15 protein-coding genes and 1 pseudogene are annotated in these 20,278 nt (G+C 68.7%); 5 read left to right on the forward strand and 11 right to left on the reverse strand.

Annotated elements, in window-relative coordinates; translation table 11 throughout:
• A partial coding sequence (locus tag ABZ749_RS03565; protein WP_357222370.1) for a superoxide dismutase [Ni] occupies window positions 1–238 on the forward strand: 238 nt, incomplete at its 5' end.
• Window positions 239–299: 61 nt separating this feature from the next.
• The gene (locus ABZ749_RS03570; protein WP_357222372.1) at window positions 300–1,610 is read left to right on the forward strand and encodes a radical SAM protein; all 1,311 of its coding nucleotides are present in this window, start codon (window positions 300–302) and stop codon (window positions 1,608–1,610) included.
• 146 nt (window positions 1,611–1,756) lie between these two features.
• On the opposite strand, the gene ABZ749_RS03575 is transcribed toward ABZ749_RS03570, so the two are convergent.
• Window positions 1,757–3,307, reverse strand: coding sequence for a pectate lyase (locus ABZ749_RS03575; RefSeq protein WP_357222374.1), 1,551 nt, complete (start codon window positions 3,305–3,307; stop codon window positions 1,757–1,759).
• A 489-nt stretch (window positions 3,308–3,796) separates the two neighbouring features.
• Here ABZ749_RS03575 and ABZ749_RS03580 point away from each other — a divergent pair, with 489 nt between their 5' ends.
• Complete coding sequence (locus tag ABZ749_RS03580; protein WP_357222376.1) at window positions 3,797–5,110, forward strand: hypothetical protein; 1,314 nt, start codon at window positions 3,797–3,799, stop codon at window positions 5,108–5,110.
• A gap of 140 nt (window positions 5,111–5,250) precedes the next feature.
• Here ABZ749_RS03580 and ABZ749_RS03585 read toward each other — a convergent pair whose 3' ends face one another.
• The 4 genes from ABZ749_RS03585 to ABZ749_RS03600 are packed head-to-tail and all read right to left on the reverse strand — an operon-like array spanning window position 5,251 to window position 9,535.
• Window positions 5,251–6,405: a serine hydrolase domain-containing protein gene (locus ABZ749_RS03585; protein WP_357222378.1), complete on the reverse strand. Its 1,155-nt coding sequence runs from the start codon at window positions 6,403–6,405 to the stop codon at window positions 5,251–5,253.
• 3 nt (window positions 6,406–6,408) lie between these two features.
• On the reverse strand, window positions 6,409–7,233 hold the full coding sequence (locus ABZ749_RS03590) for a carbohydrate ABC transporter permease (RefSeq protein ID WP_124860646.1): 825 nt from the start codon (window positions 7,231–7,233) through the stop codon (window positions 6,409–6,411).
• Window positions 7,230–8,183, reverse strand: a complete 954-nt coding sequence (locus tag ABZ749_RS03595) for a sugar ABC transporter permease (protein ID WP_357222380.1) — start codon at window positions 8,181–8,183, stop codon at window positions 7,230–7,232. The genes ABZ749_RS03590 and ABZ749_RS03595 overlap by 4 nt, the downstream gene beginning before the upstream one ends.
• A complete protein-coding gene (locus tag ABZ749_RS03600; protein WP_357222382.1) occupies window positions 8,180–9,535 on the reverse strand; it encodes an extracellular solute-binding protein in 1,356 nt (451 codons plus the stop codon). The genes ABZ749_RS03595 and ABZ749_RS03600 overlap by 4 nt, the downstream gene beginning before the upstream one ends.
• 373 nt (window positions 9,536–9,908) lie before the next feature.
• Here ABZ749_RS03600 and ABZ749_RS03605 point away from each other — a divergent pair, with 373 nt between their 5' ends.
• Together ABZ749_RS03605 and ABZ749_RS03610 are read left to right on the forward strand one after the other, a co-directional pair.
• Complete coding sequence (locus ABZ749_RS03605; protein ID WP_355006919.1) at window positions 9,909–10,934, forward strand: LacI family DNA-binding transcriptional regulator; 1,026 nt, start codon at window positions 9,909–9,911, stop codon at window positions 10,932–10,934.
• 53 nt (window positions 10,935–10,987) lie between these two features.
• Window positions 10,988–11,956, forward strand: a pseudogene (locus ABZ749_RS03610) (family 43 glycosylhydrolase); the annotation flags it as partial.
• Between the two features lie 64 nt (window positions 11,957–12,020).
• On the opposite strand, the gene ABZ749_RS03615 reads toward ABZ749_RS03610, so the two are convergent.
• From ABZ749_RS03615 to ABZ749_RS03640, 6 genes are all read right to left on the reverse strand, one after another.
• On the reverse strand, window positions 12,021–14,414 hold the full coding sequence (locus ABZ749_RS03615) for an RICIN domain-containing protein (protein ID WP_357222384.1): 2,394 nt from the start codon (window positions 14,412–14,414) through the stop codon (window positions 12,021–12,023).
• Between the two features lie 78 nt (window positions 14,415–14,492).
• The gene (locus tag ABZ749_RS03620; protein WP_357222386.1) at window positions 14,493–15,344 is read right to left on the reverse strand and encodes a sugar phosphate isomerase/epimerase family protein; all 852 of its coding nucleotides are present in this window, start codon (window positions 15,342–15,344) and stop codon (window positions 14,493–14,495) included.
• A gap of 6 nt (window positions 15,345–15,350) precedes the next feature.
• Window positions 15,351–16,535, reverse strand: coding sequence for an ABC transporter substrate-binding protein (locus ABZ749_RS03625; protein ID WP_307857817.1), 1,185 nt, complete (start codon window positions 16,533–16,535; stop codon window positions 15,351–15,353).
• A gap of 13 nt (window positions 16,536–16,548) precedes the next feature.
• Window positions 16,549–17,532 (reverse strand): ABC transporter permease, encoded by a 984-nt coding sequence (locus tag ABZ749_RS03630; protein ID WP_357222388.1) that lies wholly within the window; start codon window positions 17,530–17,532, stop codon window positions 16,549–16,551.
• Between the two features lie 2 nt (window positions 17,533–17,534).
• Window positions 17,535–18,506 (reverse strand): ABC transporter permease, encoded by a 972-nt coding sequence (locus tag ABZ749_RS03635; RefSeq protein ID WP_112585260.1) that lies wholly within the window; start codon window positions 18,504–18,506, stop codon window positions 17,535–17,537.
• Window positions 18,503–20,014, reverse strand: a complete 1,512-nt coding sequence (locus tag ABZ749_RS03640; protein ID WP_357222391.1) for a sugar ABC transporter ATP-binding protein — start codon at window positions 20,012–20,014, stop codon at window positions 18,503–18,505. The genes ABZ749_RS03635 and ABZ749_RS03640 overlap by 4 nt, the downstream gene beginning before the upstream one ends.
• Between the last annotated feature and the right edge of the window lie 264 nt (window positions 20,015–20,278).

Consider the following 20,278-nt stretch of genomic DNA (forward strand, 5'->3'; position numbering starts at 1 on the left):
GTCCGCGCCGATGCCGACTGTACGCCACCGACCAGCAGGGGGTTCGGCACCGGCCCGGCTCTACTTCAAGCAGCCGCACTTCGAGAGGTACCCCCACCTGCACGGCCTCTTCAACGAGGCGACGAAGCTGGCAGGTGCCGGCGGCACGAAGGGCGCCGCGGACCCGGCGGTCGCCGAGCAGCTCCTCGGCAAGATCGAGGAGATCTCGAAGATCTTCTGGGAGACCAAGCAGAGCTGATCAGCCGGCACCGGGTGGCACCGGCCACCCGGTGCTGCGTACCGCGTTCGGGAGGAACCGCATGACGTCGCGCACCGACCTCGTCGAAGATCTGATGAGCCGTTTTCCCCACGTGCCGCGGGAGGCGGTCCTCAAGGAGGACCTGCTGCGGGGCGGGCTCGCCTTCGACGACGCGGCACTGACCGACAACGAGCACGGCGACGTGAAGCCGAAGTCGTACTTCATCTTCTCCTTCGATCACCGGACGTTGCCCGAGTTGGGGACGGCGGCGCTGCGCCGGCCACCGGAGGAGATCGTGCTCACCGGGGGTCCGTACGAGCTGCGTCGTACCGTCGTCTCGGTCCGCACCAACCCCAGCTCGCCGTACCGTGTCGGCACCGACAGCGACGGTCGACTGCGCCTGTTCCTGGACGGACGGCCGATCGCCGATGTCGGGCTGCCCCCCATGCCGGCGTACTACCGTCACACGCTCGCCAACGGCAAGTCGGTGATGGAGGTCGCCCCGACGATCCAGTGGGGCTATCTCATCTACCTGACCGCGTTCCGGGTCTGCCAGTACTTCGGCGCCAAGGAGGAGTGCCAGTACTGCGACATCAACCACAACTGGCGGCAGCACAAGCAGGCCGGCCGGCCCTACACCGGGGTCAAGCCCGTCGACGAGGTCCTCGAGGCCCTGGAGATCATCAACCGACACGACGTCGATCGCGCGTCGCAGGCGTACACGCTGACCGGTGGCAGCATCACCTCGCAGGTCAACGGGCTGGCCGAGGCCGACTTCTACGGCCGGTACGCGCAGGCGATCGAGGAGCGGTTTCCGGGACGGTGGATCGGCAAGGTGGTGGCCCAGGCGCTCCCCCGAGCCGATGTGCAGCGGTTCCACGACTACGGGATCCGCATCTACCACCCCAACTACGAGGTGTGGGACAAGCGGCTGTTCGAGTTGTACTGCCCGGGCAAGGAGCGGTACGTCGGTCGGGAGGAGTGGCACCGACGCATCCTCGACTCGGCCGAGGTGTTCGGCCCGCGCAACGTGATCCCGAACTTCGTGGCGGGCGTCGAGATGGCCGCCCCGCACGGCTTCACCAGCGTCGACGAGGCGATCGCCTCCACCACCGAGGGGCTCGACTACTTCATGTCCCGGGGGATCACACCCCGCTTCACCACGTGGTGCCCGGAGCCCACCACACCGCTGGGCCGGACGAACCCGCAGGGCGCGCCGCTCGAATACCACGTCCGCCTGCTGGAGGCCTACCGGGCGACGATGGACGCCCACGGCCTGTCCAGCCCGCCCGGGTACGGCCCGGCCGGGCCCGGGCGAGCGGTCTTCTCGGTCAGCTCCTTCATGGACACTCTGCCGTCGACGGATTCGTGACGGCGCGCTCGGCCGCCTCGCCCACGTCGATCCGCCGAGGAGCGGTATACCTCAGAGGCATATCCACACCCCTGAGGTATACCGCTCAGCACCGCAATCGCCCCCGACGAAGGTGACCGACGGCGACCGCCCTGATGAAACAGGTTCTAGCTGGCGTACGTCTCGAACTCACCGACCCGTGGCGTACCGCTGGAACTGTTGATCTTGAAGTTGACCTTGCTCATCGCGGTGGCCGGGAAGGTGATCGAACCCGCCCCACTGCCGGAGGCCAGGACAGCTCCGTTGTCGTTGTTGATCAGCTGCCAGGACCCGATGGATCCCTGGGTGCCGGACGGCTCGCGGATCACCACGCGGGACACCTGGGTCGCGGAGCTCCACTTGATCGAGATCGTGCCGGTCGAGCCGGCCGGTGACCACCAGGTGCTCAGGTTGCCGTCACGCACATTGCCGTAGCTGGTTCCGCTGGCCTTGCTGGAGCCGTCGGCGCCGGCACCCAGGCTGAGGTTGGTCCCGCCGGTGGGCGGGGGCGTCGTGGGCGGGGGCGTCGTGGGCGGGGGCGTGGTCGGCGGCGGGGTGGTCGGCGGCGGGGTCTGCGGCGAGCAACTGCCGTCGGACACCTTCAGGCCCGTGTTGGCGCCGACCGTCTGACGGACGACCTCCGGCACACAGCTCGCCCCGTCGAGACGGTACGAATACGGGATGCTGACAGTGGTGTTGGAGGTCGGGTTCGGTCCGGCGGGGTAGTTCTCGCTGCCCGCGCTGGACCAGGTCACGTTGTCGAAGACGTTGCCGGCGACCTGCCAGTAGCCGCGCTCGTTGGTGTAGAAGGTGCCCAGGACGTCCTTGGAGTCGCGGAAGTAGTTGTTCTCCACCTTGGCCCTGGCCCCCGCCCGGGAGTTGATCCCCGACTCGTGCAGGCTCACGTAGTGGTTGTTGTAGATGTGGGCGACCCCGCCTCGCAGCAGCGGCGTGCGGGAATCGATGTTCTCGTAGAGGTTGTGGTGGTACGTGATGAAGCCGTTCGAGAGGTCGCTCTCGCTGGACCCGACGAGGCCACCCCGACCTGAGTTGCGCAGGACGCTGTACGACAGCGTCACGTACTGGGTGTTGTCCTTCATGTCGAAGAGGCCGTCGTACCCCTCGGACTCCCCGCCCGAGGCCTCCAGGGTGACGTGATCGACCCAGACGTTGCGGACCGTGCTCTCCATGCCGATGGCGTCCCCACCGTTGGAGGTGGGCGAGCCCGACTTCTTGACGTTCCGAACCGTCACGTTCTGGATGATGATGTTGCTGGAGTCGCGGATGTGGATGCCGAGCTGGTCGAAGACGGCGCTGCCGACCCCGATGATGGTGACGTTGCTGATCTGCTTGAGCTCGATCACGCCCGCCGCGGTGTTGCAGCTCGACCCCGACACCTTGCTGGTGTTGCCGTGATTGATGGTCCCGCTCACCTCGATGGTGATCGGGGTGCTGCTGCTGGGCCGACCGCACAGAGCCGCGTGGATCGCGGTGCCCGTGGTGGCCCGCACCGTCTGCCCGCCCGCGCCGCCGGTGGTCCCGCCGTTCTGGGTGGCGTAGCCGGTGGCGCTGCCGACCGCCGCCGAAGCCTGCGGGGTCGGTAGGGCCACCCCGACCGCGATCACCACGGCCACCGCGGCCAGCACCGCCTGACGTCGCAACACGACTGGTCGTCTCATGTCGCCTCACCTTCGCATTCGTCTCGTTCCAGGTTTCGACTCGACGGAGATCGCGACCACAGCTGCCGACGGACAACATTCCAGAATTGACGGCAGTCAATCGCAAGGATTACATCGAGATCGCTCGTGCCCTGCTAGGAGCAGGGTTGTGCCGTGCGAGCGGAGTGCGCCCGGTGCCATCGCTCACACGACCGTCAAATGGAACATCGATGTAACGCAATCGTAGGAAAGCGGTTTCCGGAAAGGCAATAGCTGACGCTTGCAGGTTTGTTGCAGTGCTCGCGGGAGGGGTCGACCGCGCGGTCAGAGCGGTCCGGGCCGTCGGCGGCGCGGGTTTCCGGCTCGTTGCGCGCTCGGTATTGACACCGCCGGGCCGGCGATCGATGCTCTGCTAAATCAGTTTAGCGACTGACTCGCTCCGACCCGTCCCACTCCCGGTCCCCCGCCGGGATCGCTGACTGAGCGCACCACCCCCGAGAAAGGACCCCCATGAGACTGCGAAAAGGACTGATCCCGCTCGCCGCCACCCTCGTCCTGGCCGGCGCCTCCGGCACGGCGTACGGCAGCGCGGGCAGCGGCCCGGGCCGCACTGACGGAATCCGCAGCATCACCCCGATCACCACCGTCTACACCTACGGCCAGAAGGTCTCGGCGGTGGCGATCGAGTACGCGGCCACTGTCAACCCGCGCACCCTCGACACCGGCACGTTCTCGGTCACCGACACCATCTACAACTTCCGCTTCAACCCGATCGAGGACCTGCCGAAGCTCGCCGACCGGACCGTCACCCACACCTACACCAACGGAACACCCGGCACCCGTGCCGACCACCGATCGGCGCCGGGCAGGTACGTCATCGTCGAACTGAACCCCGCCGACACCGGCGGCTCGACGGTCATCGTCTCCAAGTGCCCGACCTTCCTCTGCACCGTGAAGGTCAATCCCGAGCTGCCGACCCGGGTCGTGCAACGCAAGGACGTGCACGGCCAGCCCGGCCGGGGGGCCGGCAAGGGGCCGGTGCTCGCCCGGGCCACCCCGCGCGAATCCCGTCCCGTCACCGAGAAGCCGGTCAACCAACTGGTCGACGAGTTCACCTACGGCTCGTTCCTGAGTGGCGGAATGGTGTTGCCGTACCACTACCACCTGCCGAAGAACTACCAGCCGGGCCGCAGATACCCACTGATGGTCGTCCTGCCCGGCCACGGCATGGGCTGGGACGGCGACAACCTCGGCGTCCAACTCGCCGCCGACATCCCGGCGACCGCGTGGCTCCAACCGCAGTGGACCGGCACCGCCGAGGACGTCATCGTCCTGGCGCCCCAGCACCAGCGGGTCGGTGGAGTCGCCGAGGCGGACCTGCTGGTCAAGCTGCTCGACCAGTTCGTCGGCCAGTTCGCCGTGGACACCCGTCGGGTGTACGCGACCACCGTGTCGTACGGCTCGCAGTTGCTCTGGGAGGCGTTCGCCAAGCGTCCCGACCTGTTCGCCGGCGGGTTGGTGACCGGTGGCTTCCCGGTCAACGCCACCCAGGCGACCGCCATCGCGGCGGCCGAGGTGCCGCTGTGGATCACGCACGGCGAGCACGACCACCTGCTCAACGTCTCGGGCGCGCGCAACTCCACGACCCTGCTGCGGCAGGCGTACGCCGCCCGGGGCAAGACGCCCGAGCAGACCGCCGATCTGGTGCGCTACACCGAGTACGCCGACGCCGCGTTCTCGGTACCGGACTACCACGCCGCGTTCGGGCCGACCTACGAGGACGCCAGCATCCTGCGCTGGCTGCTGGGCCAGTCCAAGCCCTGAGGCCGGGGCCGGGCGACGCCCTCGCCGCGATCCGGCGGCCCCACCCCGGTGATCATGAAGTTGTTGCCACCGTCCACGACGTGTCGGGGCAACAACTTCATGATCGACCGAGGCCCCCCAGAGGGCGGGACCCGGGGGGGTCAGTCCTGGAGGCAGGTTCGGAGGGCGGCGGTGAGCAGATTGGCGCGCTCGTCGCCCATCCCGCGCATCTGGTTGACCACGTAGCCGAAGCCCACCTGATGCTCGGCGTCGGCGAAGGCCAGGTTGCCGCCCGCGCCGTCGTGGCCGAAGCTGCGCTCACCCAGCAGGGGCCGGGCCGGTGGCGAGTGCAGCAGGAAGCCGGTTCCCCAGCGCTGCCCGGTGTCCGGCGGGCCGTGCCGCTGCTGACCACGCGAGCGAACCACCACCGCGTCGTCCACCGACGCCGCCGTGAGCAGCGGCCCACCCTGCAGTTCCGACACACAGGCGGCGTAGAGGCGCGCGAGGCCCTCGGCGGTGCTCACCGCGCCCGCGCCGGGAACACCGGCGGCCCGGATGGCGTCGTCGTTGAAGCTGACCAGGCCGTCGGCATCGGCGGGGAAGGCGAAAGCGCCCCCCATGGTGATGCCCCGTTCGGCGACCGGGTCCACGAACGGTTCAGGGTCCGGGGGCGGTGCCACGCCCCAGGCGACGGTGTCGCTCTCGGCGGCCGGGAGCCCCAGCCAGGTACGCAGGCCGAGCGGGCCCGCGACGGTGTCGGCGAAGTACGCGCCGGGTAGTTGGCCGGTGATGCGGTGGATCACCTCTCCGACCAGCCAACCGTAGGTCATCGAGTGGTAGCCGTGCGCCGTGCCCGGCTCCCACAGCGGGGCCTGCGCCTCGATCGCCTTGATGACCGGATCCCACGCCAGCACCTCGTCGAGGGTCAGCGGTCGGTCCACCGCGGGCAGACCTGCCTGGTGCGTGAGCAGCCAGCGCACCGGGATGTCCGCCTTGCCGTGCTGTCCGAACTCCGGCCAGTAGCGCGTCACGGGAGCGTCGAGGTCGAGCCGGCCCTGCTGGGCCAGCAGGTAGGCGCAGATCGCCAGGATCCCCTTGGTGCAGGAGAAGACGACGACCGGCGTGTGCGCGTCCCACTGCCGCCCGGTACGGGTGTCGGCCACCCCGCCGTACAGGTCGACGACCTTGCGGCCCCGCACGTAGACGGTGACCGCGGCGCCGACCTCTCCCCGGGAGGTGAAGTTGTCGCGGAAGACGTCGGCGACGCGCCCGAACCGATCGTCGACGTCGCCGTGGATCTGCGGCTCTGTGACCACTGCCTACCCCTTCACTGACCCTTGGATCAGGGCCTTGATGAACTGTCGCTGGAAGATCAGGAACACGATGAGGGTCGGGGTGAGGATCAGCAGCGACCCGGCGCACAGCAGCACCAGGTCGGTGCCCCACTGGCCCTGGAACGCGCCGAGCGCCCCGGCCATGGTGCGTTTGGTCGCGTCGTCCACGAGGACGATGGCGAGCAGGAACTGGTTCCACGTCCAGAGGAACATCAGGATGGTCAGCGAGGCGATCGCCGGCCGGGCGAGCGGCACCTGGACCCGCCAGAACAACTGCCACGTGCTGCTGCCGTCCACCCGGGCCGCCTCGGACAACTCGACCGGCACGTTGGTGAAGTGTGCCCGCATCCAGAACACCGCGAACGGCATGTAGAGCCCGATCAGCGGCAGGATGATGGCCCAGCGGGTGTTGAGCAGGCCGAGGTCCTGCATCTGGTAGTAGAGCGGCGTGACCACGGCCTCGAACGGCAGGGTCAGACCCAGCAGGAAGAGACCGAAGACGAGCCGGCCACCGGGGACGCGCAGCTGACCGAGCCCGAAGCCGGCCATGGTCGCGATGAGCACCGACACCGGTACGACACCGGCCACGATGAGCAGGCTGGAGCGGAGCAGGGCGCCCATGTTCGCGGCGGTGAAGGCGTCGGCGAAGTTGCCCCACTGCGGGTCGGACGGCCACTCGAGCCCGCTGGGCACGGTGCCTCGGGGCTGCAACGCCGCCGAGAGCATGCTCACGAACGGCAGCAGGGTGACGACGATCAGGGCGATCAGGAAGACCCGGCCGGTCAACTGTTCGCGACGGCTCAAGTTCACTGCTTGTCCCCTCGGCTCAGGCGCTGGATCGGCAGCACACACACCAGCACGAGCAGCATGAGTACGACAGCGAGCGCCGAGGCGAGCCCCACCTGCCGCTGCGAGAAGGCCAGCCGGTAGATCTCCAGGCCCGGCACCGTGGTCTGGAGGCCGGGGCCGCCGCTGGTGGAGATGTAGACGATGTCGAAGCTCGCCAGCGCCGCGATGATCGTCACGGTGAGGCAGACGCCGATCTCCTGACGCAGGCTGGGCAGGGTCACGGCGAGGAACTCACGGACCGGACCGGCACCGTCGAGGCGGGCGGCCTCGTACAGCGCCGGGTCGATCTTGCTCATGCCGGTGACCAGCAGGATCGTGCAGAGGCCGAGCAGGACCCAGGCCCCGATGACGCCGACGGCTGGCAGCGCCGTGTCGAAGTCGCCGAGCCAGGCGCGGGCGACGCCACCCAGTCCGACCGCGCGCAGCGCCTGGTTGACCAGACCGTTCGACGAGAGCAGCCAGCTCCACGCGATGCCCGCCGCCACCAGGGGGATGACCTGCGGGAGGAACAGGATGGTCCGGACGACGGTGCCGAACACGCCGGTGGTGATCCGGCGAACCACGCTCGCCACCAACAGCCCCAGCGCGACGGGGATGAAGCTGAAGAAGACGATCAGGACGATCGCGTTGCCGATGATTTTCAGCAGGTCGCTGTCGGTGAACACGGTGAGGTAGTTGTCCAGGCCCACCCAGCGGGCCACCCCGATGCCGTTCCAGTCGTAGAGCGAATACTGGAGCGTCAGGACGAGCGGGCGCAGGACGAACACCGCGTACATCACCAGGGCGGGCAGGACGTACAACCAGCCGGTCCCGGCCGCGCGGGCCCACCGGAATCGGTGGGCCCGCGTGGGGGTGGGGCGGGCGCGACGATCGTCGCGCCCGGTTGGTGCGCTGCCGAGGGCAGACGTCATCGGGACAGTTCCTTCTGGTACTCGGCCTGGACCGCCTTCACGTACCCCTCGGGCGTCTGCTGACCGGCGATCAGCTTCTGCATCTCCGGCGTGATCGCGGCGGCGAAGATGCCGCCGGTCGCGTTCGCGGTGAAGTCCACAGCGCCGTTCTCCGCGCCGAGCTGCTGTGACGCCTTCAGGGTCTCGGCCAGCACTGTGTTCGGGGCGGCGCTCGGCACCGGCAGGTCACTCGGGCCGCCGGGGCTGGAGCCGCCGACGGTCACCGAGATCTCGCGGGCCTTGGCGTTGGTGTGCACCCAGTTCAGGAAGTACGCGGCGGCGTCCGGGTTCTTGGCCTTGGCGGAGACACCGAAGGTGTTGGGGGCGGACATCGCCACGTGCTTTCCACCGGCGGACTCGGTGGGGAAGAGGAAGAAGCCCACGTTGCCGGGCATCGACTTGTCGAGGTTGGCCGACTCCCAGTCGCCGTTGAACATGAACAGGCCGTTGCCCTTCTGGAACTCCCCCACCATGCCGGCATAGTCCAGGGCGTTGGCGTCCTTGGTGAAGTAGCCGGCCTGGGCCCACTTCTGAATGGTCTGGGTGGCCTTCAGGGCGGCCGGGGTGTCGAACGTGGCCCCCGGCTTCTGGAAGATCCAGTCGGCGACCTGGGTCGGGTCGCCGAACTGGTTCTGCAGCGCCTGGTGCGGGAAGTTGATGCCCGCGGTGTTCTTGTTGAACTGCATGATCGGCTGGACCCCGCCGGTCTTCGCCTTGGCCAGCAGTTCCTCGAACTCGGCGACGGTGGCCGGCGGCTGGGTCATGCCGATCTGAGTGGCCAGCTTCCTGTTGTAGAAGACGCCGGTGACGCTGTAGCCGAGTCCCATCCCGTACAGCGAGCCGGTGCCCCGGGTGTTCTCGCCGACGCGCAGCTGCATGAGCTGCGAGGCGGGGAACTTGTCCCAGCCGTACGCGGTGAAGTACGGGTCCAGGTTCTTGAGCAGGTCGTCCTTGACCAGGTCGACCATGGTCGGGAGCCGGATGATGTCGGGCGAGTTGTCCGACGCCATCACCCGGGGCGCGTTCTCCACGATCACCGTGAACTGGTCCTCGCGGACGTTGAACTTGACGTTCGAGTGCTGCTTGGAGAACTCGTCGGCCAACGCCTTGGCCAGCGGGAAGCCGGTCTCCGCGTACATCTCCAGGGTGATCGGGTCGGCGCCCAGCTCCGTCTTGACGGCGGCGTCGGACTTCTGGGTCGACGACCGGTCCTCGCCCGGCGCGCTGCAGGCCGTCGCGGTCATCCCCACGGCCAGCAGCGAGGCGAGGAGCACAGTTCTCCGTCGCGGAAACTTTGTCAGCAATTCTGCCATTTCATGACTCCTCGACATCTCCACGCGTCGCGCGACCCATGGCCACGCGACGGCTCCACCGGGACCACCGCGACCCGGCGGAGGCCACGACACGTACGTCGTGACCTGTCGCGCGGGCGCGGCACCCGTACCGTCAGCACAAAAGGAACCGGCACGGCCACCGAAGGCGCCTCTGGATGCACCAGAAGTGGTCGCTAAACTGATTTAGCAGAGCATGCGCGCGGCACGGGAAGCTGTCAAGGACAACTTGGCAACGGTGCGGAAACGTCGGGTTCACACCACACCCGACGTGACCGGCGCTCGATCCCGGACGGCGAAGCATCATGATGGGCAGGAGCGGCGCCCGTGGCACCGCGCCTGATTCGGAGGACTGATGGGCCGCAACAGAGCAACACTCGCCGACGTCGCGCGGATGGCCGGGCTGTCCAAGACCGCCGCGTCGATGGTGCTCAACGGCAGGGAGGGCACCCGACTCTCGGCCGAGGCGCACCAACGGGTGTTCGCCGCCGCCGAGGAACTCGGCTACCGACCCAACCTGGCCGCGCGCAGCCTGCGCACCCGCAAGACGGCCACCATCGCGTTCGTCTCCGACATCGTGGCGACGACCCGGTTCGCCGGCGACCTCATCCGCGGCGCCCTCGACGCGGCCCGCGAACGGGACCACGTCCTGCTCATCACCGAGACGCAGGGCGACGCCACCTTCGAGCAGTACGCCATCGAGGCCGTCCTGGACCGGCAGGTCGACGGGGTTATCTACGCGGCGATGGCGACCAGACGGCTGACGGTGCCCGCCGCCATCCTCGGCGGCCCGGTGGTGCTGCTCAACGCCACCAGCCCCGACGGCCTGCCCAGCGTTGTCCCCGACGACGAGGGGGCCGGGCGCTCCGTCGCCACCGCCCTGCTGGAGCTCGGCCACCGCGACGCGATCGCGCTGATCGGCCGCAACCGGCTCAAGGAGGACGACCCGGAGGTCTCACTCGCCGCCCGCGCCCGCCTGCACGGCATCCGGCAGACGTTGGACGAGGCGAAGGTCGGTCTCCTGGCCGAGTGTTTCTGCACCGAGTGGTTGCCCGAGCACGGGTACGCGGCCACGCGTAGCCTGCTCAGCAAGCCGGAGCGACCCAGCGCGATCATCTGCATGAACGACCGGCTGGCCTTCGGCGCGTACCAGGCACTCGGCGAGGCGGGGCTGACCGTCCCGGAGGACATCTCGGTCATCTCGTTCGACGACGACCCGATCGCCGCCTGGTTGCGTCCGAGCCTGGCCACCACGGCGCTGCCGCACGAACAGATGGGACGTCGAGCGGTCGAACTGCTCCTGGACGGGGGTGCCGTCGAGCCCTCACTGGTGCCGATGCCCCTGCGTCGACGCCGGTCCCTCGCGCCTCCGGCCGGCTGAGCAACGGCCCTCCGGTCCGTACCAAAGACTGGCCTTAGCCAACGCTAAAACGGTTTAGTGCTAGGTTTCCGACCATGCTTCGTCTACCCGACCACTGGGTGTGGGACAGCTGGTACGCGCGGGACGACAACGGCCTCTGGCACGTGTTCTTCCTGCGCGCGTCCCGCGCCCTGCACGACCCGCACCGCCGCCACCGCCGGGCCACCATCGGCCACGCCGTCTCGGCGGACCTGCGCTCGTGGCGCCTGGTCGCCGACGCCGTGGTCCCCTCCGACGCACCCGGCTGGGACGACCTGGCGACCTGGACGGGCTGCACGGTCCGCGGGCCGGACGGACGGTGGTACCTGTTCTACACCGGCGTCGGTCGCGCCGAGGACGGGCTCGTCCAACGCATCGGACTGGCCGTCTCCGACGACCTCATGACCTGGCACCGGCACGGCACCGAGCCGATCGTCCAGGCCGACCCCACCTGGTACGAGCTGCTGGACAAGGAGCTGTGGTACGAGCAGGCATGGCGTGACCCCTGGGTCTTCCCCGATCCCGACGGCGAGGGTTGGCACATGCTGATCACCGCCCGCGCCAACACCGGTCCGGCGAACACCCGCGGCGTCGTCGGCCACGCCACCTCCACCGACCTCGTCACCTGGACCGTCGCGCCGCCGCTGTCGACTCCGGCCGGCTTCGGTCACCTGGAGGTGCCCCAGGTCGCGGTGCTCGACGGGCAGCCGCTGCTGCTCTTCTCCACCGACGCCACCGGCAGCGCCCGGCGCGACGACCACCGGATCTGGGTGGCACCCGGCGAGACCACCCTCGGGCCGTGGGACATCGCGTCCGCCCAGCCGTTCACCCACCCGCACCTGTACGCGCCACGGCTGGTCCCCGGACCCGCCGACGACTGGTCCCTCATCGGTTTCCTCGACCACGTCGACGGAACATTCGTCGGGGAACTCACCGATCCCATCCCGGTCCGCTACGACGCCGCGACCGGGTTGACAGTGGACCGGGCGAACACGGCGCGGTAGACCGGACCTGTCCGGGCCGAGGCGTCTCGCCCCGGCCCGGACCTGTCGGTGTCGTGCTACTGGATCAGCTGCGCAGCTGCCACTGCTGGTTGGTGCCGCCGGAGCAGGACCAGAGGATCAGCTTCGTACCGTTCGCCGTCCCGGCGCCGTTGGCGTCCAGGCAGAGACCCGACTGCACACCGGTGATCGTGCCGTTGGCGTTGATGTTCCACTGCTGGTTGACACCACCGTTGCAGTCCCAGATCACCACCTTCGTGCCGTTGACGGTGCCCTGGCCGGAGGCGTCCAGGCACTTGGTGCCGTACACCATGAGCTGCCGGCTCGCGGTGTGCGTCCACCGCTGGTTGGCGACGTTACTGATGCAGTCCCAGATCTGAGCCTGCGTGCCGTTGGTCGTGCTGGAGTTGCCGATCTCGGCACAGCGGCCCGACTGTGCGCCCACGATCTGCACGTTCGTCGGGTTGGTGCTGCCACCGCTCTGCACGCCGGCCGTGTTGATCACGGTCTGCGCGCCCGAGGGCCAGTTGCCGTTGCTGACCGTGACGTTGCCGTTGACGACGTTGCCACGGTCACCGTTCGTCACGTTCGTGGAGTTGTTCGTCGACCAGTTGTTGGTGACCGTGAAGTTGCCCATGTTCTCGGCGTAGTAGTAGTTGGCGGTCGCCCAGGTGCCGGTGGAGGAGAACACGTTGTTGCGGGCGGTGTAGTAGCGCGAGCCCTCGTCGAAGTAGAGCCCGAACCAGCCGTTGGTGCGCAGGCAGTAGTTCTCGGCGATCAACCCGCCCGGGTTCGCCGACAGCGAGTAGATGCACCCGCCGTCGGTCATCTGCTGCATGACGTCGTGCACGTAGTTGCCGATGACCTGGTTGTTGGCCGCGGTGGTCGCCGTGGAGTACCGCGGCTGGTAGTTGTACAGGCCACGGTTCGCGTAGTGCTGGCTGCCGCCGGCGTCGTTGGCGCCCCAGCCGTAGCCAACCGACAGGCCGGTGTACGGCATGTTGTACACCTCGTTGTGCGAGACCAGCGAGGTGTTCACGTAGGTCGTCAGGATCGAGACGACGCCCCGGTACTCCAGACCGAGATCGTGCACCTTGTTGTTGCTGATGGTGACGTTGCGGTTGACCATCCGCTGGTCACTGGGGTGGTGGGCGTCGGCGCGTACGCCGCCGACCACGACGCCACCGGCGGAGTTGCGGGCGATCTCGGAGCGGGTGACGGTGATGTCGCTGGCGCCCAGGCCGACGCCGCTGGCGTGGGCGTTGGCGTCGTTGCCGATGCCGATGGCCGTCTGCCCGAGGTTGACGAACTGGGAGTCACTGAAGCTGATGGTGTTGGCGGCGGAGACCTGCACCGCGGCCGGCATCTGCGCCCAGCTCGGGCGGGTGGCCTCGAACAGCTGGCAACCCTCCTGGCAGGAGGTCAGCGCGTCCGACGGGCGGGCCCAGGAACCGACGATGTGCGCACCGGTCTGCTGGTCGGCGAAGCCGTTGCTGCTGCTCGGACCGAGCCAGCTGGTGCCGGTGAAGGTGATCCCGCTGAACGAGATGTGGTGCGCGGGCGCGTCGTAGGTGCCGCCGACGTTCACCAGGGACTGCAACTGCGGCAGCTCCACGCTGACCGAGCTCATGTTCTGTCCGCTGAGCGGGATGTAGTTGAGCTGGCCGTTACTCGGGTTGAGATACCACTCCCCCGCCGAGTCCAGGAACTCGTACGCGTTGGCCAGGTAGAACGGGCCTGCCCGGTGGGGACGGGACAGCGTGTCGAACCCGAAGGTGTTGTTGTTCCACGCCGGCTGCTGCATCGTCAGGAAGTTTCCGCTGATGCTCTGCACCGGTGAGTACCGGTCGGTGAACGAGCCGACGCTCTCCACCTCGATCCGGTTCTGGTTGCCGAGGTTGTTCAGGTAGTTCAGCGCACTGTTGGTGAACCGCATGCCGGACGTGGTGAAGGTGAAGTCGGAGCGGTTCACGGCGGTGCGTGCCCGGGTGGCGACGGCCCCGTTGACGTAGAGCTGACGGGAGTCGAGCCCGGCGCCGACGTTGGCCCGCCAGATGTTCTTTCCGGAGTCGACGAGCGACCAGCCGGTGACCGCCCGGGCGCCGGTGATCGTCGGACGCGCGCCGGAGGCCGCCCGCCAGATCACCTGATAGCCGTTGTTGCCCGAGTCGGCCGCGGTGAACCGCAGCGGCGACGAGAGCCGGTACGCGCCGTTGGCCAACTCCACGACGATGTCACCGGACATCGCGCTGTTGATCGCCCGTACCGCGGTCTGGGCGGCGGTCAGCGAACACGGTTGGCTGGCGGAACACGCGGTGCCGGTGCCGGAGGGCGACGCGTAGAGGGTGGTGGTGGCCGCGGAGGCCGGGGACGCCGAGGCGGTTACCGCGACCAGCGCGGTCACCGCTGTCGCGGCGGCGCCGGCCAGCAGTCGGCGCAGCGATGAAAGGGACGAGGACACGGGACGGTGCTCCTGACATGAGAACGGGGTGGGGTGGCGGAGCGGCCTCGACCAGCGCGGGGGTGACGGGTCGGGCAGTTATCCGAGGATCTCCCGGAGATAGCGCAGGCCGTCCGTGGCGAGACGGTCCTGCGAGGGGGCCAACGGACGCCAGATCGCCGCGGCGGTGGCGATGGTTTCGTTCTCCGCGGTGAACGACTCGATGCAGATCGAGCCCTGGTAACCGGTGTCCCGCAGGACTGTGAAGAACCGGGGCCAGTCGAAGTGGTCGGCACCCGGAGCGCCGCGGTTGGTGCCGCTGACCTGGACGTGCTTGATGTGCCGGCCGGCGACGGCGAGGGCCGCGTAGGGGTCGGCCTCCTCGATGTTCATGTGGTAGGTATCGATCATGATGCCGACGTTCGGCGGTAGCCCGTCGATCAACTCGATCGTCTGCTCGATCGTGTTGACGACGCTCGTCTCGTAGCGGTTCAACGCCTCGACACCGATGCTCACTCCCAACTCACCGGCCTGCTCGGCCACCGGTGCCAGGGCCCGCCGGAAATCCGCGTAGCAGGCCGCGCGGGCCGTTGGCGACATCCGCCAGGTGCGGCCGACCGAGGCGTACACGGGGCCGCCGACGCATCCAGCGCCGACGGCCGCCGCGTTCTCCACACAATTCATCAGGTACGCCACCGTCGACTCGACGACCGCTGGCGCGGCGTCCACCAGGTCCCGCCCCGGCGGGGTGACCGCGCAGACGCCGGCGGCGACAAGGCCGTGCTCGGCCAGCAGGTCCCGGGTACGGATCGGGTCCCAGTCGCCGGGCTGCTCGATCGGCAACTCGACCGCGTCGAAGCCGAACGCGGCGATCCGCGGGATCAGCTCGGTCAGGGCCTTGTCGTCGACCGGCGAGGCCCAGACCCAGGGGTTGACGCCGATGGCGTACATCGGTTCCTACTTCCAGCGCTGCGGGTAGCCGGGCAGGTCGGTGCAGCCGCACATCGCGTAGTGCAGCGGCGGCATGCTCGGGTCGAGGTACTTGTCGAGGTTGTCCTGCGTGACGGTCGGCTGTGGCAGCTTCCACGGGCTGGACACCTGCTTGCCGTCGAGGATCTGCAGCACCGCCAGGATCGGCGTCCGCCACTGGTAGGTCGGGTAGGTCGGTGCGATCGCGGTGAGGTTCTTGTCCTTCCAGATCTTCAGGAAGTCGAGCTGGTCCTCGCCGTTCATCGGCGGAACGGGCTTGCCCGCGTCCTGGAACGCCTCGACCGCCGCGACGGCCGTCGCTCCGGCGTCCATCCAGACACCGTCGATCGTGCCGTACCGCTGGATGTAGTCGTCGACGATCTTCTTGGTCTTGGCCGGGTCACCGTCGGTGAACTCGACGCCCACGACATCGACCTTCGCCTTGTCGAACGCCACCTTCGCCGCCGACCAGCGGGTCTCCAGGACGTCCACGCCCGGCAGGATCCGCAGGGCGAGGACCTTGCCACCGGGCTTCATCTTCTGGCTGACGAACTCGGCGCCGACGTGGCCGAACCCGTAGCCGCCGATGGGGTTGATGAACGTCACCGGGCACTTCGTGTTGACACCGCGGTCGAAGACGACGACCGGCAGCCCCGCCTTGCAGGCGGCCTCGACGGCCGGGGTGAGCGTGGCCGTGGTGTTCGGCGAGACGATCAGCGCGTCGCAGCCCTTGCCGAGCAGGTCGTTGATGTCCGCGATCTGCTTCTGGTCCTTGCCCTCGGCGTCGACGTGCACGAACTCCTTGATGCGGCTCTTCTGCGCCTCGACCTCGGCCTGCATGGTCTTGAACCCGACCTGCCGCCAGGGGTTGTTCAGCGCCGCGTTCGAGAAGCAGATCTTGTGTGGCCCGTTCTTCTTGAACTTGGCGGTGTCGACCATCGTGGGGTTGAGCACCTGCTCCCACGGCTTGTCGGCCGGGCCTGTCGGTGCCGCGTCGAGCAGCGCCAACTCGGCGTCGTAGTCGGCCTGCACGAAGAACTTCGACTGGTCTCCGGTGCCGGAACCAGTGGCGGCGGACGCGCTTCCCGACGGGCTCGCGGCCGGCTCGTCGGTGGCACAGGCGGCAAGGGACAGCAGGGTGACAGCGGCAATGGCCGCCATGGAACGTCGCACTATGGTTTCCCCTTTATCTCGACGAAGAACGGGTTGCCGAGACCGCCACGGCGAGCAGAATGATCGCGCCCTGGACGGTCGACCTGAGGGCGCCGGAGACGCCGTAGAAATTCATGAGGGCGAACAGCAGTTCGAGGGTCAGCGCGCCGAGCATCGCCCCGACGACCGCGCCGCGACCTCCGCCGAGCGCCACCCCACCGAGGACGACAGCGGTGATCGCACCGAACTCCAGGCCCGCGCCGGCCTGGAACGACACGCCGCTGTAGCCGCCCAGGAGGATGGCCGCCACCGCCGCCGCGAGCCCGCTGAGGATGAAGGCGAAGGTCCGGGTACGCCAGACGCGTACGCCGCTGAGCTCGGCGGTGCGCGGGTTGTCGCCGACGGCGACCAGCGTCCGGCCGAAGTCCGAGCGCATCAGCAGCACGGCTGCCACCGCCAGAACCACCAGGACCACCAGCGCGTACGGCACGCGACCCAGCACCGGCACGTCCTCGAAGGCCCGCCGGCCGAACCGCCGGAACTCCTCGGAGAGCCCACCCTTCGGTGCGCCGTCGGACCACAGGTAGACAGCGCCGACGAGGATCAGGAACATGCCGAGGGTGGTGATGAACGACGGCACCCGCAGCCGTGTCGTGATCAGGCCGTTGACCAGCCCGACCAGTGCGCCGAAGGCGAGCAGGAGCAGCACCACCGGCCAGGTACGCGCCGGGTCGCTGTCGATCAGCCGGGCGGCCACCACCACCTGGGCGGTGACCAGGGAACCGACCGACAGGTCGAACTCGCCGGACACGATCACGAAGTACTGGCCGGCGGCGAGCAGGATGATCGGGGCCGAACGGCCGAGGAAGGACATCAGCGACTGCGGGGCCAGGAAGTCGGGCTGACGAATGCCGACGAGCACCAACAGCACCGCGAGGATCGCGAGGATCGGCAGGACGCCACCGGGACGTACCCGCGGCAGACGCAGTGGCAGGGAACGGGGCTGGACGGTCTGCATGGCTAGGCCGCCTTTCGCATGGCCCGGCGGGCGTAGACGGCGACCGCGGCGATGATGATGACGCCCCGGATCACCTGCTTGAAGAAGGCGTCGACCTCGAGCTGGTTGAAGATGGCGTCGATGCTGGCCAGCAGCAGCACCCCGCCGACCGTGCCGATGACGCCGCCGCGCCCACCGGCGAGGGCGGTTCCGCCGATCACCACCGCGGCGATCGACTCCAGGTCGTAGAGGCCCTCGGTGCCGACCCGGGGTGCGCCCGAGCCGAGCCGACTGGCGAGGTAGATGCCGGCCAGCCCCGCGCACATCGAACACAGGACGTGGGCGGTGACGAGGACCCGGTCGTTGCGGACGCCGGAGAGCCGTGCCACCTCCGGGTCCCCGCCGACGGCGACCAGGTGGTGACCGAAGCGGGTCCGCGACAGCGCGAACCAGGCCGCCGCGGTGACCGCTATCAACAGCAGGAACGACACCGGCACCGGCCCGACCCGCTGATAGCCGAGCGCCTGCACGAGCGAGGGTGCCGTGGTGCCGGCCGGGCCGTCGTAGCCGTTGTCGAGATAACCCTTGAGCAGCAACCCGACGCCCAGGGTCGCGATGAACGCGTTGACCCGGAACCTGGTGACGAGGAGCCCGTTGAGCAACCCGACACCGGCGCTGACGACGAGCACCAGGCCGATCGCCGGCAGCACCGCGCCGTCGCTGCCGTTCATCGTCTCGGCCGCGACGAGGGTGCTGAGACTGATCACGTACGCCACCGAGAGGTCCAGCGAGCCCCCCAGGATGACAAGGGTCTGGCCCACCGCGACCAGCCCGAGGCCGGCCGCGACATGCAGCAGACTCACGGTCGTGGACTGGTTGAAGAGCTGACCACCGTCGAGCAGGACGACCAGCCAGCCGATCGTCAGGGTCAGGGTCAGGGCCACGAACACGCCCGGTACGGAACGCCGGGCCGGCAGCAGCGACAGAGCGCTCATGCGGCAACCTCACGTGTCGTGCCGACCGCCAGCGCGACGACCTCCTCCTCGGTCGCGCCGGCGGGCAGCTCACCCGCGACGTGGCCGTCCCGCATGACGACGATCCGGTCACTCATTCCCAGCAGCTCCGGTAGATCCGACGAGATCATCAGCACGGCCGCGCCATCCCGGGCGAGGCGGCGGACGAGATCGTGGATGGCTGACTTCGCGCCCACGTCGATGCCCCGGGTCGGCTCGTCGAAGAGCAGGATCCGCGGGTTGAGCGCGAGCCACCGGGCCAGCACGACCTTCTGCTGGTTGCCCCCGGACAGGAAACGGATCTCCTGGTCGTCGCCGGCGCCGCGGATCTCCACGGCGGCCAGCAACTCGCGTACCCGGGCGGTCCTCGCCGCCCGGCCGGACCGGGCGGCGAAGACGGCCCGGCTGGCGAGCAGCGCGTTGTCCAGTACCGACTGCCGGGGGACGATCCCCTCGCCCTTGCGGTCCTCGGTGACATAGGCGATGCCGGCCCGCATGGCGGTGCGGGGTGAGCGCAGTCGGACCGGCCGGTCGTCGAGTGTGATGTCGCCGGTCGTGAACGGTGACACCCCGAAGATCGCGCGGGCCAGCGCCGAGCGCCCGGAACCCTGGAGGCCGCCGATGCCGAGCACCTCGCCGGCGCGCAACTGGAGGTTGATGTCCCGCAGCTTCCGGTTGCCCGCGTCGCGAAGGTTGAGTCGCACCGGGCCCCGGTCCTCGGGGGCGGCCCGGTCCGGGTAGTAGCTGGAGAGTTCCCGGCCGACCATGTGCCGTACCAACTCGTCGGCGGTGGTGTCAGCCGTGTCCACTGTGGTGACGCGACGGCCGTCCTTGAGCACTGTGATCCGCCCGGACAGGTCGAAGACCTCGGCGAGCCGGTGCGAGACGTACAGCAGCCCGATGCCCCGCTCCTGGAGTCGGCGCACCAGCCCGTAGAGCAGCTCGACCTCGTGGTCGGCCAACGCGGCGGTCGGCTCGTCCATGATGAGCAGCCGCGCATCCAGGGCGAGCGCCTTGGCAATCTCGACGACCTGCTGCTGCGCGACGCCCAGCTGCCCCACCCGGGCGTCGGCCGGCAACGTGGTCTCACCGATCGAGGCGAGCAGCCGCGTGGTGCGGTCGATCATCCCCCGACGATCGACGAGCCCGCGTCGGACCGGCTCGTGCCCCAGGTAGACGTTCTCCGCGACGGTGCGCTCCGGGAGCAGGTTGAATTCCTGGTGGATGATGCCGATGCCGGCCCGCTGCGCGTCACGCGGGCCACGGAACGTACGCGTCGCACCGGCGAACTCGACAGTGCCCCCGTCCGGGGCGTGCCCGCCCGAGACGATCTTCATGAGGGTCGACTTCCCGGCACCGTTCTCACCGACCACGGCGTGCACCTCGCCCGGCGCGACATCGAGGTCGACACCGTCGAGAACGCGGACTCCGAGGAAGGATTTGCCGATGCCCCGGAGGGTGAGAAGCGGCGTCGGCGGCGGATCTGACATCCCGAAAGCCCTCACAGACAGTAGTCATAGACACGTTTAGATGCCACACTACGGCGGCTTTGAGGCACTGAACAACAAGCTTTCGTGGCTACAACCACGACTTACGTTCTTGCGGTGCAAACATTCCCTTGACATCGACGAAACATCACACGTATGAAGATAGATGTTTGGATGCGGGTCCGCAATCCTCGATCAAGACTGACTGCCAGGTCGGGCCGGGATCGACAGGCGGCACCGCAGCGAGGAAGCCGGGCACGGACGCCG

Origin of the sequence: Micromonospora sp. NPDC047753 (assembly GCF_040642735.1) — a bacterium.
GTDB lineage: Bacteria > Actinomycetota > Actinomycetes > Mycobacteriales > Micromonosporaceae > Micromonospora.